The organism is Rhizobium sp. B230/85 (genome assembly GCF_019355735.1).
Taxonomy (GTDB): domain Bacteria; phylum Pseudomonadota; class Alphaproteobacteria; order Rhizobiales; family Rhizobiaceae; genus Rhizobium; species Rhizobium rhododendri.
The window spans coordinates 1489395-1503890 of the sequence record NZ_CP072156.1 but is presented as its reverse complement, the minus strand read 5'-3'; the positions used below and the strand labels follow the sequence as shown (position 1 = coordinate 1503890).

The 14496-nt window shown below is 63.4% G+C and carries 11 protein-coding genes; 6 read left to right on the top strand and 5 right to left on the bottom strand.

The window, feature by feature from the left end; genetic code table 11:
* The first annotated feature begins 183 nt into the window (after nucleotides 1–183).
* A complete protein-coding gene (locus tag J5289_RS07140) occupies nucleotides 184–1554 on the top strand; it encodes a methylmalonyl-CoA mutase family protein (protein ID WP_209206624.1) in 1371 nt (456 codons plus the stop codon).
* A gap of 946 nt (nucleotides 1555–2500) precedes the next feature.
* Nucleotides 2501–4636: a methylmalonyl-CoA mutase gene (gene scpA / locus J5289_RS07135; protein WP_209187359.1), complete on the top strand. Its 2136-nt coding sequence runs from the start codon at nucleotides 2501–2503 to the stop codon at nucleotides 4634–4636.
* Between the two features lie 469 nt (nucleotides 4637–5105).
* Here scpA and J5289_RS07130 read toward each other — a convergent pair whose 3' ends face one another.
* From J5289_RS07130 to J5289_RS07120, 3 genes are all read right to left on the bottom strand, one after another.
* Nucleotides 5106–6059 carry a S9 family peptidase gene (locus J5289_RS07130; protein ID WP_209184071.1) on the bottom strand — a complete coding sequence of 318 codons (954 nt, stop codon included), beginning with the start codon at nucleotides 6057–6059 and terminating at the stop codon, nucleotides 5106–5108.
* Nucleotides 6060–6215: 156 nt separating this feature from the next.
* Entirely contained in the window at nucleotides 6216–7853 is a 1638-nt protein-coding gene (locus J5289_RS07125; protein WP_209206627.1) for a cisplatin damage response ATP-dependent DNA ligase, read from the bottom strand.
* Between the two features lie 403 nt (nucleotides 7854–8256).
* The gene (locus tag J5289_RS07120; protein WP_209183166.1) at nucleotides 8257–9270 is read right to left on the bottom strand and encodes a ligase-associated DNA damage response exonuclease; all 1014 of its coding nucleotides are present in this window, start codon (nucleotides 9268–9270) and stop codon (nucleotides 8257–8259) included.
* A gap of 247 nt (nucleotides 9271–9517) precedes the next feature.
* Here J5289_RS07120 and J5289_RS07115 point away from each other — a divergent pair, with 247 nt between their 5' ends.
* From J5289_RS07115 to J5289_RS07105, 3 genes are all read left to right on the top strand, one after another.
* Nucleotides 9518–10303, top strand: coding sequence for a carbon-nitrogen hydrolase family protein (locus J5289_RS07115; protein ID WP_209183165.1), 786 nt, complete (start codon nucleotides 9518–9520; stop codon nucleotides 10301–10303).
* An 84-nt stretch (nucleotides 10304–10387) separates the two neighbouring features.
* A complete protein-coding gene (locus tag J5289_RS07110; RefSeq protein WP_209183164.1) occupies nucleotides 10388–11743 on the top strand; it encodes a TIGR03808 family TAT-translocated repetitive protein in 1356 nt (451 codons plus the stop codon).
* A 103-nt stretch (nucleotides 11744–11846) separates the two neighbouring features.
* Nucleotides 11847–12506 (top strand): glutathione S-transferase family protein, encoded by a 660-nt coding sequence (locus tag J5289_RS07105; RefSeq protein WP_209183163.1) that lies wholly within the window; start codon nucleotides 11847–11849, stop codon nucleotides 12504–12506.
* Between the two features lie 3 nt (nucleotides 12507–12509).
* Here J5289_RS07105 and J5289_RS07100 read toward each other — a convergent pair whose 3' ends face one another.
* Nucleotides 12510–13130, bottom strand: a complete 621-nt coding sequence (locus J5289_RS07100) for a glutathione S-transferase family protein (RefSeq protein WP_209183162.1) — start codon at nucleotides 13128–13130, stop codon at nucleotides 12510–12512.
* Between the two features lie 111 nt (nucleotides 13131–13241).
* Nucleotides 13242–13598 (bottom strand): DUF4406 domain-containing protein, encoded by a 357-nt coding sequence (locus J5289_RS07095; RefSeq protein WP_142824295.1) that lies wholly within the window; start codon nucleotides 13596–13598, stop codon nucleotides 13242–13244.
* 117 nt (nucleotides 13599–13715) lie between these two features.
* On the opposite strand from J5289_RS07095, the gene J5289_RS07090 reads away from it, so the two are divergent.
* Nucleotides 13716–14471, top strand: coding sequence for a DeoR/GlpR family DNA-binding transcription regulator (locus J5289_RS07090; RefSeq protein WP_209183161.1), 756 nt, complete (start codon nucleotides 13716–13718; stop codon nucleotides 14469–14471).
* Nucleotides 14472–14496 lie beyond the last annotated feature (25 nt).

Sequence of the window (14496 nt, the reverse complement as noted above, 5' to 3'; positions counted from 1 at the left end):
AGCCACGGCTGGCGCGAGGCTGGTGTCGGGTGCAGAAGTAGGCAGTGAGGCAGTGAGGCAGTGAGGCAGTGAGGCAGGCTTGTCATCCGAATTGGGCTGGATGGCGCAGTTATTTTGAGAAACCATCCAATGTGTTGTTTTCGACGCCGCCTCGCTCCTTTAGAACGACCTGAGGAGGATCGTATGACGCTGAACATTCTCGACCCGCAGGCTTTTGCCGCCACAGACCGCGAGGCTTGGCTGGCGCTGGTTGGCAAGGCGCTGAAGGGCGCTGATTTCGACCGCACGCTGGTGTCTGCGACCGACGACGGTATCGCCATCCAGCCGCTCTACGAAAGACGTGTGGCTGCAACACCGCTCGCGCGTCGCCAGCCATCGGCGGCCTGGGCGATCTGCCAGCGGATCGACGATCCCGATGCAACACGCGCCTTGTCGCAACTGGCCGACGATCTGGCCAACGGCGCCACGGCTGTCAGCATGGTGTTTGACGACAGCGCCCAAGGTTTTGGCACGGGGATCGGTGCAGACAACAGGGCGCTTATCGCCTCAATCTTTGCCGCCACCGCAGGCCGTCCGGTTTCGATGCGGCTCGAACAGGGCGTCCAGTCGGTTTCCGTCGTCGATAACTTCCTGCAGTCTTCCGGCACGGACCTACCGCAGACAGTGCATTTCGGCATCGACCCCTTCACCCCGGCGGCCTTTGGCGGACGGCCTGTCGAGACGGCCGACCTCGGCACCCGCTTCCGGCAACGGCAAGGGCTGGCACGCGGCGGCACCATCCTGAACGCCGACGGGCGGATCATCCACAATGCCGGCGGCACCGAGGCGGAGGAACTGGCCGTCATGGCAGCGACAATCGCCGCCTATCTGCGCCTCCTCGAGGCAGAGCGCATTGAGCCGGAAGCGGTGCTCGGCGCCATCAGTCTCAACCTCTGCGCCGACCAGGACCAGTTTCTCACCATTGCCAAGGTTCGCGCCGCACGGCTGCTCTTTGCCCGCATCGCTGAAGCCTGCGGCGTCGATCCAGCGCCACGGCCGCATGTCTTCACCGAAACCAGCTGCCGCATGCTGACGCTGCGCGACCCCGAGACCAATATCCTGCGCAACACCATCGCAGTATTTGCCGCCGGCACGGGCGGCGCCGACGAGATTGCCGTGCTGCCGCACACCCTGGCGCATGGCATCCCCGACCCGCTGGCGCGACGCCTGGCGCGCAACACGCAGCTTGTATTGACCGCCGAAAGCCACCTCGCCGACGTTACCGACCCTGCAGCCGGCTCCGGCGGCCTTGAGGCGTTGACCGATGCACTGGCGGCAAAAGCCTGTGCGCTGTTTGGCGATATCGAACGCGCAGGTGGCTTGCAGGCCGCCATCGCCGATGGCAGCCTGGCATCGATGGTGGCGCAATCCCGACAGAAGCGTCCGCCTGGACTGATTGTAGGGACGACACTGTTTGCTGCGGAAAAGGAGCGGCTCGTCACGGTGCTGGGACCTCGGACCACAGTTGCCACTGTCGGCGTGCGGCCGGTGCGACGGGACGAGGAGACGGTATGATGATGGTCGAACAGGGTGCCGCTGGTCGGAACTTGATGGCCCGAAGCCAACGGCCGCAAGAGGATATCGATGTCCAAACAGTCGACGACAGTACCGATCCCTCCCTCATTCCTGTGCTCGTCACAGGAATCCAGCACGCCCAAGTCTTTGGGCGGAAAAGGCTCTTGCGCGTGTGGCACCGGTCCCCTCAAGGCGCAGACGCGCCTTGGCTGGATTCCTGTAACGAGCACAGGAATGAGGGCGGATCGGGCGGGGCTCGAGAAAAAGGAGTGGCCCCGCGGCGCGGGTCATCGATAGGTGGCCAAGGGAGCCGCGTGACATCTGCCCTACGACTATGCGGCCTGACACCCCCCTCCTCGAAACAGGGCCGTCTTGCGGCGACACAGAGCGCCGCCCCTTCCCTCATTCCTGTGCTCGTCACAGGAATCCAGCACGCCCAAGTCCTTGGGCGGAAAAGACTCTTGCGCTCGTGGCACCGGTCCCCTCAAGGCGCAGACGCGCCTTGGCCGGATTCCTGTGACGAGCACAGGAATGAGGGAGGATCGGGCGGTGCTCGGGAAAAAGGAGTGGCCCTGCGGCGCGGGTCATCGATAGGTGGCCAAGGGAGCCGCGTGACATCTGCCTTGCGACCATGCGGCCTGACAGCCCCCTCCTGGAAACAGGACCATCTTGCGACAGAGAGCGCATCCCCCTCCCTCATTCCTGTGCTCGTCACAGGAATCCAGCACGCCCAAGTCCTTGGGCGGAAAAGACTCTTGCGCGTGCGGAGCGGGTCTCCTCAAGGCGCAGACGCGCCTTGGCTGGGTTCCTGTGACGAGCAAAGGAATGAGGGAGGATGGGGTGGTGCCTGTCGAAAATCGATGAGCCGGTGGCTGGGGTCTTTGGGCTCGTTGATGAAGGGGCGTGGCGGGGTACTCGTGCCGGTCATGGGCTTGGGAGATATCGTATGAGCCGCATTCCTGATTTTTCAATCCTGCCCTGGGTTCGCCCTAACCTTCCGACGGTTGCCGAAGCCGGTGATGCCTGGGAGACGCCTGAGGGGATTGACGTCAAACGTCGCTATGGCGAGGCGGAACTGACCAATGTCCCGTTTCTCGAGACCTATCCGGGTGCAGCACCCTTCATACGGGGCCCCTATCCGACGATGTATGTCCAGCAGCCGTGGACGATCCGCCAATATGCCGGTTTCTCGACGGCCGAGGCGTCGAACGCATTTTACCGGCGCAATCTGGCGGCCGGACAGAAGGGGCTTTCGGTGGCCTTCGACCTTGCCACCCATCGCGGCTATGACAGCGACCATCCGCGCGTCGCCGGCGATGTCGGCATGGCCGGCGTGGCGATCGATTCGATCCTCGACATGCAGCAGCTGTTCGACGGCATTCCGCTTGGCGAGATGAGCGTTTCGATGACGATGAACGGTGCGGTGCTGCCGATCATGGCGCTCTACATCGTTGCCGCCGAGGAACAGGGCGTGTCCGAGGACAAGTTGTCCGGCACCATCCAGAACGACATTCTCAAGGAGTTCATGGTCCGCAACACCTATATCTATCCGCCGCAGCCCTCGATGCGGATCGTCTCGGACATCTTCAGCTATACCAGCCGAAGGATGCCGAAATTCAACTCCATTTCGATTTCCGGCTACCACATGCAGGAAGCCGGTGCGACGGCTGACCTTGAACTTGCCTACACGATTGCCGACGGCATCGACTATGCGCGGGCCGGCGTTGCTGCCGGGCTCGATATCGACAAGTTTGCCCCCCGATTGTCGTTCTTCTGGGCCGTCGGGATGAACTTCTTCATGGAGGTGGCAAAGCTCAGGGCCGCGCGACTGCTCTGGGCGGCACTGATGCAGAAGAATTTTGCGCCGAAGGATCCGAAGTCGCTGGCGCTACGCACCCATTGCCAGACCTCCGGCTGGTCCCTGACGGCGCAGGACCCGATGAACAACATCGTCAGAACCATGGTCGAGGCGATGGCGGCGACGCAGGGGCATACCCAGTCGCTGCACACCAACGCCTTCGACGAGGCGCTGGCGCTGCCGACCGATCATTCCGCCCGCATTGCCCGTAACACGCAGATCCTTCTGCAGATGGAATCCGGCACCAGCCGCATCATCGACCCCTGGGGCGGCTCGGCCTATGTGGAACGGCTGACGCACGATCTCGCTGCCCGGGCGCTCAGTCACATCGAGGAGGTCGAGGCGCTCGGCGGCATGGCGAAAGCCATCGAAACCGGCATCCCCAAGCTGCGCATCGAGGAAGCCGCCGCCCGGACGCAGGCCCGTATCGACAGCGGCCGGCAGGCTGTGGTCGGGCTCAACGTCTCCCGGCTCGCCGAGGAGCGCGACGTCGACGTATTGACGATCGACAACTCCGAGGTGCGCGCCCGGCAATTGTCGAAGCTGCAGCAGCTGAAGGGCACGCGTAATACTGCCGCCACGGAGCAGGCGCTGGATGCGCTGACGTTGGCCGCCCGCAATGGCGAGGGCAACCTGCTCGATCTCGCGGTCAAGGCGGCGCGCGCAAGGGCTACCGTCGGCGAAATCTCGCTGGCGATGGAAAAGGCATTCGGCCGGCACGTGGCCGAGGTACAGACGATCTCCGGCGTCTACCGCAGCCAGGTCGGCGACAGCGATCCCGTGTTCAACGCCGCCGTTGCTGCCGTCGAGGGGTTCCGGAGAGCAAGGGGTGCGGCGCCGCGCATTCTGGTTGCCAAGATGGGCCAGGACGGCCACGACCGGGGCCAGAAGGTCATCGCTTCGGCCTTTGCCGATATCGGCTTCGACGTCGTCGTCGGCACGATGTTCCAGACGCCGGAGGAAGTGGCCGATCTCGCGGTGCGCGAAGGCGTCGATATCGTCGGCGCGTCTTCGCTGGCCGCCGGTCACCTGACGCTGGTGCCGGAGTTGAAAAGCGCCCTCACCCGCAGGGGTGGCGCCAGCATCCTGATCGCGGTCGGCGGCGTCATTCCGGCTCAGGATTTCGCCACCCTCCGGGCCGCCGGCGCCGACGCGATCTTCCCGCCCGGTACCGTCATCGCCGAGGCGGCGCAGGCACTGATCGAACGGATGATGCCAGCGTGACGACGGCCACGGGAAGGGCGCCATATTGTATCCTGTGTTGAGATTTAAGAGGTCGGTTGCATCGGCAATGATGGGATGGCAATGTCTATGCCTCTGATAAAGCAGAGATAGAGCAAACCATCACGCAAAAGGCACAACCTTGAAACCTTCACCGATAGCATCAATATTTTCGGCATTCATTTTTCTGAGTGCATGCTCAACCACGTCCCCGTCAAACCAGGCGTCGACCTCGGATGCCTGTGGTGCATCCCGATATCAAAAGTTCGTGGGCGGTCCATCCTCTGCGACAGTGGGGCTCAAAATACCCGGAGACTCCCGCCACTACGGCAGCCAGGAACGTGTCGCCACAGATACGCCCACTCGTCTCAATTTTGTCCACAGCGGCACAGCATCCGAGAGTGTCACCAACCCGAAATCGACCGTGATAAGGGTGTTCTGCGGATAAAGCCACCCATTTTTGTGTGACAGGCTAGGCCGCAATACCTTTGAAGAACTGGATGCTGCGTTCGATTTCGGCCGGCAGGGCAGAAAAGTGGCCGCCCGGGATGACGTCGACGTCCATGTTGACATGCGCCTCGCGGGCCCGTTTCGACAGGATGCCGACGCGGGTGACGAAGTGCACCTCTTCCGAGCCGTGCATCACCTTCATCGGGCACTTGAAGCTGTGAGCATAGCAGACAGGCGAGCGCATCTGGAATTCGCGCGGGTCCTTGTCGTCGAAGCGGATATCCTGCGGGTACCTGTTGAAGAAGGCGAAAGAGTCCGGATTTCCCGAGATCGGCGCGGCGGCGCGAAAACGCCGCGTCGACATCGCCGTCAGCATGGCCAGCGTGCCGCCGATGCTGTGGCCGGCGAGGAACATGCGATGCGGATCGACGCCCGGCATGTGACGCAGCCGGTCCGAGGCGGCCAGCACGTCGTCCACCTCGTCGTAGAAGCCGGAGAAGTTACCTTTCTGGCCATTTTCGCCGCGCATGCTGGGGATCATCACCACATAGCCGGCGTCGATGTATGGCTTCATCAGCTGCCAGTGGCCCTGGCCGATCGCATTGCCGCCATGCAGGAAGAGGACTGCCGGGCGCGGCGTGCGGGTGCGCTCATAGCGCGATACCCAGGCGACGAGCTCGAGCTCTCCACCATAGCCGCTGCGGTAGAATATCTGGTTTGCACCTTCGGGAGCGACGAGCGCTTCGTATTTATCCGGCGCCGGTCCCTTGACGAGCAGGTTGGTGCGGAACTTGCGGCGCTCACGCTGATAATCGCCGCTCATCTGCGCCGGTGCTGTGTTGGGAACGTCCGATGCCTTTGCAGCCGGGGCCGGCTGCGCAGCAGTCGCCGGCGCCGGTGGTGTCGTCGAAGCAGCAGGCGGCGTGGTGGCACGGGAGGCAACGGAGGCTGCACGGGCGGAGATTGGAAGGAGCATGCTGGCGGCAAGGCCGGTCAGAACTGCACGACGGCGGTGGGAGAACTCAGGTACATCAGTCAAAGTAAAGCTCCGTCGGTGGTTCCCCGCCAGACAAAGTCTGCACGGGTTGAAGGTCGGCGCCAACTCACTTTGTGGTGAGGATTCGCATTGACGCTAATATTCGGCTGGAGGGGTCTTGGCGTCAATCATTGCCACCAGTGTTTCCAGCCGATCGGCCTCGAAAGGCGGTTTATCCTGCCGCAAACGGGCGATCCGTGGGAAGCGCATGGCCACGCCGGACTTGTGCCGGCTCGAGCGATTGATGCCCTCGAAGGCAACCTCGACCACGAAGCCGAATTCGCGCTCCGCCCTCACCGACCGGACCGGACCGAAGCGCTCGACCGTGTTGTTGCGCACGAACTTGTCGAGCACCTCCAGCTCGGCATCCGTGAAGCCGAAATAGGCCTTGCCGACCGGCACCAGCTGCTCTCCCTCCGGTGTCGTCGACCAGACGCCGAAGGTGAAATCGGAATAGTAGCTTGAGCGCTTGCCGTGACCGCGCTGGGCATACATCAGCACCGCGTCGATGTTGAACGGATTTCGCTTCCACTTGAACCATGGCCCCTTGGCGCGGCCGGCTGTGTAGGGGCTGTCGCGACGCTTGATCATCACCCCTTCGATGACAGGATCGGGCGGCGCCGCGCGGAGCCTGTCGAGCTCGTCCCAGTCGGTAAAATCGACCAGCGCCGAGAGATCGAACCGGTCGTGCGGCGCGTGCTCGATGATCTCGGCCAGCCGGTCGCGACGCTCGATAAAGCCCCGGGCGCGGACATCTTGGTCACCGTCGAACAGCAGGTCGTAGGTGCGGATGAACGCCGGGTAGTCGGCGAGCATCTGGGCGTTCACCGTCTTGCGGTTCAGTCGCTGCTGCAGGTCCGAGAAGGTGCGGGTCGGGTTGTTAGAGCGCGCCGTGCCGCCGATCAGCAGTTCGCCGTCGATGACGCCCTCGAAGGTGATGGCGTCCACCACGTCAGGGAAGGCACCGGAGATATCGTCGCCCGAGCGCGAGTAAACCTTCGACGTCGAGCCCGAGCGCGACAGCTGGACGCGGATGCCATCCCATTTCCATTCGGCGGCAAAGTCCTTCGGGTCGAGGCCATCGAGATTGCCGGGCTCGACCGGGTTTGCCAGCATGACGGAGTGGAAGATCGCCGGCGTTGCCAGCAGCGGCCGGTCGCCCTTGCCCTCGAGCCACTGGAACAGCGTCACGTAGGGTGGCTCCAACCCGTGCCACAGCGTCTCAATCTCGGTCACGTCCTTGCCCGACAATTCAGCCAGCGCCTGCTTGGCAAGCCGCGCCGACACACCGATGCGCATGGCACCGGTCGCAAGCTTCAGGAAGGCGAAGCGACCGGAGGAATCGAGCCTGTCGAGCATGTCGCGCACGAACCCACGTACCTCGGTGCGGCCGAGCGCATTCATCTCGTCGATGACCTGGCCGAGACCCGGCTCATCGGTTGGCGCCCGCTCGATATCGGCGTCATTGTCCCAGACCAGCGAGATGGTCTCGGCGAGATCGCCGACATAGTCATAGGAATAGCGGAACAGCACCGCATCCATCCGCTCCAGCACCAGCTCGCGCAGCATCGCCGGCTTGACGTTGCGCACATCGAGCGTGCCGGCAATGGCCGCCAAGCCATAGCCGCGGTCAGGATCCGGCGTGTCGCGGAAGTAATCGGTCAGCAGCTTCAGCTTGCCGTTCCGGCTCGGCGTCAGAACCAGGCGATCGAGGAGATCGGCGAAAGCTTTCATGAGTATGCACCCTCCCCTTGATGGGGAGGGTCGGCGCGTAGCGACGGGGTGGGGTGACTGCCACAAGCTCCGAATTTGCCGCAGATCACCCCCACCCGCGGCTTTGCCGCGACCTCCCCCATAGAGGGGGAGGTAAAGAAACGCAGCGCTTCCACCAATCCCGCCTCAATCGCTCCCCCGGCCTCAGTCCCCTCCTTCCCCTCATTCCTGTGCTCGTCACAGGAATCCAGTGCAGCGCGTCGGCGCTGCGGGAGACTGTCGCTGTAAGGCAAAGGTCCTCTCACCGTGCAGACGCACGGTGGATGGATTCCTGTGACGAGCACAGGAAAGAGGGAGATGGGAGCTTCTGCACGTGTTCCAAACAACGCTGCCTGGGAAGCTGCAGCCGATAGACGATGATGCATCAATCCCCCTCGTCCTCATATCCGACCAGATGCAGCGGCTTGGCTTTGATGCCCTGGAGCTCGCACCAGCGGACCAGGGCTTCCTCGCGGCCGTGCGTCACCCAGACTTCCCGGGGCTGCAGCTCGGAAATGGTTTCCAGCAGTTCCGGCCAGTCGCAATGGTCGGAGATGACAAGCGGCAGTTCGACGCCGCGCTGCTTGGCGCGTTGGCGGACCATCATCCAGCCGGAGGCGAAGGCGGAGACGGGGTCGTGGAAGCGTCGCGCCCAGCGGTCGGCGAACGCCGAGGGCGGGCCGACGACGATGGCGCCGTGGAATGTCGTCTGGTCGGCGCGGCTTTCGATGGTCGCCGGCCGGAGGTCGCCGAGCGCGATGCCCTGGCTCTCGTAGTAATCGCACAGCCGCGTCAGCGCGCCGTGGATATAGATCGGCTCGTCATAGCCGCAATCGCGCAACAAACGGATGACCCGTTGCGCCTTGCCGAGCGCGTAGGCACCGACCATGTGGGTACGGTCGGGAAACTGCTTCAGCGAAGCAAGCAGCCGGCGCGTTTCGGCCATCGGGTCCGGATGGTGGAAGACCGGCAGCGCAAAGGTCGCCTCGGTGATGAAGACGTCGCAGGGCACGGGCACATAGGCGGCGCAGGTGGGGTCCGGGCGACGCTTGTAGTCGCCGGATACGACGATCCGCAGGCCGTCTTTCTCGATGGCGATCTGCGCCGAGCCCAGCACATGGCCGGCGGCATGAAAGCTGACGGTGACGCCGTTGACGACGATCTCCTCGCCAAAGCCGGCCGCCTGCTCGCTGCCGGCAAAGCCCTCGCCGTAGCGGATACGCATGATGTCGAGCGTCTGGCGGGTGGCAAGCACATGGCCATGGCCGGGCCGCGCATGGTCCGAATGCCCATGGGTGATCAACGCCCTGTCGACCGGGCGCACCGGATCGACATAAAACCCGCCGACCGGGCAGAAAAGCCCTTCCGGGGCGGGGTAAAGCAATGCATCTGGCCTCATGCAAGACAAGATAGCGACCGTTTGCCGGACGGCCAGAGGCGGCTGTGCTTTCGCGCAAATTTAGATGGATCAACGGCGGAGCGCGATGGGCTGCCTTGTCGCCACGGGCGGCATCCGGTAGGGCGGTTTCTGCTTGTCGATGGGACGCAAAACGGTGATACCTTCTGTGCTTGCGAGGGCGCATCGACAGACTGCGGCGTTCAGCGAAACGGCCATGTGCGATTGCGATGCAGACAAGGAGGATGTCTTGGCGACCCATTCCATGCGCGTCGGGCTGGCGCAAATCATGCCGGATGCGGACGTTGGTAACGCGATTGCCTCGGCAGCCAAGGCAGCCGCCGATGTCGTGGTGTTTCCCGAGATGTTTTCCAACGGTTACGGCCGCTACGACGGCACGGATGCGGGCTCCAGGGCGTCTTGGGTCGATGGAGCGGTGGCCCCTGATGGGGAATACGTGAAGCGGTTTCGCGACGCAGCGCGCAAACATGGTATTGCCGTCGTGGCAACCTTTCTCGAACGGGCCGAACCCAGGCCCTTCAACGCTGCAGTCCTGATCGACAGTGACGGCAAAATCGTGCTGCAGCAGAGAAAGCGACACATCTGCCATTTCGACATCCCGGAAGATGCCTGCGCACCGGGCGACCGCTCCAGTGTCGTTCGCCTTTCGACCCGGAACGGCGATGTTACAGTTGGCATCATGATCTGCATGGACCGCGAATTTCCCGACGTGGCGTCCGACCTCGTCCGCTTGGGCGCCGAGGTCATTTTCGTGCCAAACAGCAGCCCTCTTGTCGATGACCCCGAGGTGGGCGATGTCCGCGTGGCAGGCATCCGCGCCATGGCGTTCCAATCGGTTGTTGGTGTCGCCGTGGCCAACTATCCGGCACCGAAGAACGACGGCCGGTCTCTTGCCGTCGATCCCCTAGGACGGATTGTTTGCATGGCAGGAGAGCAAAGCGAGATCGCCTTTGCGGACTTCGATCTGGAAATGATCAGGGCGACGCAGGAAAAAGAGTGGTTCCGGCGTGTGTGATAGACCGGGATTGCGTCTCGTCCGATTTTATCGGCATCATGAAGGGAGCATAAGGCGAACTCCCTTGCATTCGAGGAGCCGAGCATGATTTCCCGACGTGAGTTGATGCTTGGCGCTTGTGCGGCGGCGGCGAGTGCGGCAGCGGTTTCGCGGGCGCTGGCGGGGCCGGCGGGGAATGTGGCTGCCTCGGATATGCGCGGTGCCATCGATGGCGTGGCGTTTCGCAAGCGGGTGTCGGCGGATGGGCTGCAATCGATGATCGATGCGGCAGCTCGGAACAAGGGGCCGGTGATGCTGCCGGCAGGCAACTACACGGCCTCGAACCTCACCCTCCCCGATAATACGCGGCTGATCGGCGTCCCCGGGGCGACGCGCATCGTCTATGGCGGCGGCGGCTTTCTGATGAAGGCGGCCGATGCCGGGCGGATCGAGATCTCCGGCGTCGTCATCGACGGGGGGAACCTCGGGCTCGCCGAGGATGCCGGCGGGCTGCTGCGGTTCGATGGCGTCGGCGATTTGCTGCTGAGCAGTTGCGAGATTACCGGCAGCGCCGGGAATGGGCTGCATCTGGAGCGCTGCGGCGGCAGGATCGAGCGCAACCGTATTTCGGGCGCGGCCAATGCCGGCGTCTATGCGGTCCAGTCGAACGCGCTGACTATGACCGGCAACCGCGTCGAGGATTGCGGCAATGGCGGCATTCTGGTGCATCGCTGGCAGAAGGGCGAGGATGGCAGCGTCATCTCCGGCAACCGCATCGCCCGGATCGGTGCGCGCGACGGCGGCACCGGGGAGAACGGCAACGGCATCAACGTCTATTACGCCGGCAATGTCATGGTGACCGACAACCACATCGCCGACTGCGCCTTTACGGCGGTGCGAGCCAACTCCGCCTCGGACGTGCAGATCAGCGACAACCAGTGCCTGCGCTCCGGCGAGACGGCGATTTTCTGCGAATTCGAATTCGAGGGCGCTGTCGTGTCGGGCAACCTGATCGACGGCGCCGCCAATGGCATCGCCATCGCCAATTTCGACAAGGGCGGCCGGCTCGCCAGTGTCACCGGCAATCTGGTGCGCAACCTGTCGCTGTCGGCGCCCTATGCACAGGACGGCGGTTTCGGCATCGGCATCTCGGCTGAGGCGGACACGCTGATCTCGGGCAACGTCATCGAAAACGCACCGCTCTGGGGCATCAAGCTCGGCTGGGGGCCTTATATGCGCAACCTCGTCGCCTCCGGCAACATCGTCCGTAATGCGCCTGTCGGTTGCGCGGTCTCGGTCGCCGACGGGGCGAGATCGGCGGTGATTTCGAACAACCTGTTCGAGGCCGCGAGCCAGGGGGCAATCGTCGCCTTCCTCTGGGACAAGCCTGCATCGGCCGACCTTGTAACCGGCAGCACGGCCTATCCGCACCTGACGATCCTCGGCAACCGCTTGGCGTAGCGCGACCGATCAAAAGCTTTCATCGCTGCATCAACGCCAGCTGCTTCCGTTCGCCTGCGCTGCCAGATAGGTTTGTCGGCATAAGCAAATAGAGAGAACCTTCATGCTGACGATTTATGGCGTCTATCGCTCGCGCGCATCGCGCAACTACTGGATGGCAAACGAACTGGGGATTCCGTTCAAATCCATACCCGTCATGCAGGCCCACCGTCTGGACGAGCCGCTGGCGCCGGGCGCACCGATCAACACCATGTCGCCGGAGTTCCTCGCCATCAACCCGATGGGGCTGATCCCGAGCATTACCGACGGCGACTTCGTCATGCACGAATCACTCGCCATCAACCTCTACCTTGCGCGCAAGCATGGTGGGCCGCTCGCTGGCCAGACGGCGGAAGAGGACGGCCTGCTGTCGATGTGGACGATCTTCGCCGCGACGGAACTGGAGCCGCACAGCATCCGCCTTGTCCAGACCTACGACCGTGGGGAACAGGGCACCGATGCCGGCAAGGCCACGATCGCGGTGGCCTGCCGCCTCCTGAAGCGGCCACTGGACGTGCTGGAGAAACATCTCTCGGCGAACGGCCATTTCGTCGGCGATCGCTTCACGGTCGCTGACCTCAACGTTGCCGAAGTGCTTCGCTATGCCCAGAGCGAGGCAGCATTGTTCGACGCGCGTCCGGCCCTCGATGCTTGGATCAAGCGCTGCCAGGCCCGCCCCGCCTACCTTGCCATGCAGGCGACGCGCGGGCAGGAAAAAGGCTGAGGCTCAGCCCTTTTCGATGGCGAGCGCCTGCTGGACGGCCGCCCGGTCGCGCATGCGCTCGCCATGCGCCTTGACCTTGGGAAACAGGTCCATATCGACACCGTCACCGGGCAGCCAGCTGGCGACGGTAAAGAGATAGCCGTCGGCCACGGAATAGTTGCCGCCGAGCACCCAGGGGCCGGCCAGCAGCTGGTCCTCGATCAACACAAAGCTCTCGGTCATGGTCTGCGACACCTTGGCCTTCATCGTCTCGATGGCGGCTGCATCGTCCGACCACCGGCTACCCCGGCGCCCGTGGGCGTGGTTCACGTGAACGGTCGAGGACAGGTAGTTGTTGAACGCCTGCATGACGGCAAAGGCGAAGGAGTCGTCGAGCGGCGCCAGCCGTACGTTGCGCGAGACCTGGGAGATATAGGCGAGGATCGCCGGCGTCTCGGTTATGACGCCACGCTCGGTCACCAGCGTGGGCACCCTGCCCTTCGGATTGAGTTTCAGATACTCCGGCGTCTTCTGATCGCCCTTGGAAAGATCGATGCGGCGCGGCTCGTAGGCGATGCCGGATTCCTCCATGGCGATGAGGCTCGCAAGTGCACAACTTCCCGGCGAATAATACAAAACTGTCATGATGATTCCTCTCCCTTGGGGGAGTAGAATAAGCGCGTTTCTCACCGAAGTGAAAGGCCATGCGTCGGAAAATCGGAGGATAAGAGGGCGATAGATCGCCCCCTGCCGACTTCAGGCGCAGCCCGGAACATCCTCGAGGCGGTTCCACACGGGAATGCCCCGTTCCCTGGCGATGCGCACATCGTTGTCGGCGCCCTTGGATGCTCCCTCCAGGCGGAGCACGCCGTCGCAAAGGGCCAGAAGCCGGCCGGCAACAGGATGGAAAATGGCCTCGTAGAGGTCGTCGCCAACGGTTTTTCCACCGGCGGCGTTCCAGACGGGCAAGGCGACCCACTCGCCGATCATCGGTACGTGGCCGGCCTCGAACAAGCGGTGCGACGGCGCTTCCAGCCGCTTCAGGTTTTCCGCCATTTTAACCGGGTCGTCGTTCGTGCCGGAGCGATAAGGGCCGGCAATCAATATCAACATGGTTTGTCTCCTGTCGCCTGATGCGACAATTTGCACGAATATCGATAATATTGCTGGTATGTCGAGTCATATTTCATATTATGCGCAATATCGTGTAACTTCGTGCAGGAAACAAGCATGCTGACGAACCAACGCAAATCGACGATCCAGGCGGCCTTGCGCAGCGAGGGACAGGTGATTGCCAAGCAGATGGCAGAAATGCTCGGCGTGTCGGAAGACACCATCCGGCGCGATCTGCGCGAGATGGCAGCCGAGGGGCTGCTGCTCAGGGTGCACGGCGGGGCGATGCCGCTGTCGCCGAACTTGCCGGACCTGTCTGCGCGCCGCAGCCTGTCGTCCGGGGAAAAGCAGCGGCTCGGCGCCTGTGCCGCCGGCATGATCCGCCCTGGCCAGACGGTGTTCCTCGATGGCGGCACGACGAACGCGGAAATTGCCCGGCAGCTGCCACGGGGCTTTGCCTTCACCGTGATAACGCACAGCCCGACGATTGCCGGCGTACTGGAGCATCATCCGACGGCCGAGGTCATTCTGATCGGCGGCCGGATCTACAAACATTCGATGGTTTCAACCGGAGCGAGTGCGATGGCAACGATTTCACTGGTGCGGCCGGATATCTTTTTTCTCGGGGTTACCGCCGTCCACCCCGCCCATGGATTTTCGACGGGCGACTTCGAGGAGGCGGCCATCAAGCGGCATATCTCGGCATGTTCCGCCGAAACATTCGTGTTGGCGACGCCGGACAAGCTCGACGCATCGTCGCCGTGCCATATCCTGCCGCTGGCATCCGTGGCCGGCATGATCCTGCCCGGACCGCTGCCGGAGGCCGACCTCCAGCCCTATCGCGATGCCGGGCTGGCGATCCAACTGGCGTGAGCGACTGGCTCGGCAAATTCGGTGG

What these genes read in the sequence shown, in the direction of transcription:
- J5289_RS07090 (WP_209183161.1), top strand. Translation starts at nt 13,716, where the DNA reads ATGCTGACGAACCAACGCAAATCGACGATCCAGGCGGCCTTGCGCAGC.
- J5289_RS07110 (WP_209183164.1), top strand. Translation starts at nt 10,388, where the DNA reads ATGATTTCCCGACGTGAGTTGATGCTTGGCGCTTGTGCGGCGGCGGCG.
- scpA (WP_209187359.1), top strand. Translation starts at nt 2,501, where the DNA reads ATGAGCCGCATTCCTGATTTTTCAATCCTGCCCTGGGTTCGCCCTAAC.
- J5289_RS07140 (WP_209206624.1), top strand. Translation starts at nt 184, where the DNA reads ATGACGCTGAACATTCTCGACCCGCAGGCTTTTGCCGCCACAGACCGC.
- J5289_RS07125 (WP_209206627.1), bottom strand. Translation starts at nt 7,853, where the DNA reads ATGAAAGCTTTCGCCGATCTCCTCGATCGCCTGGTTCTGACGCCGAGC.
- J5289_RS07130 (WP_209184071.1), bottom strand. Translation starts at nt 6,059, where the DNA reads ATGCTCCTTCCAATCTCCGCCCGTGCAGCCTCCGTTGCCTCCCGTGCC.
- J5289_RS07100 (WP_209183162.1), bottom strand. Translation starts at nt 13,130, where the DNA reads ATGACAGTTTTGTATTATTCGCCGGGAAGTTGTGCACTTGCGAGCCTC.
- J5289_RS07105 (WP_209183163.1), top strand. Translation starts at nt 11,847, where the DNA reads ATGCTGACGATTTATGGCGTCTATCGCTCGCGCGCATCGCGCAACTAC.
- J5289_RS07095 (WP_142824295.1), bottom strand. Translation starts at nt 13,598, where the DNA reads ATGTTGATATTGATTGCCGGCCCTTATCGCTCCGGCACGAACGACGAC.
- J5289_RS07120 (WP_209183166.1), bottom strand. Translation starts at nt 9,270, where the DNA reads ATGAGGCCAGATGCATTGCTTTACCCCGCCCCGGAAGGGCTTTTCTGC.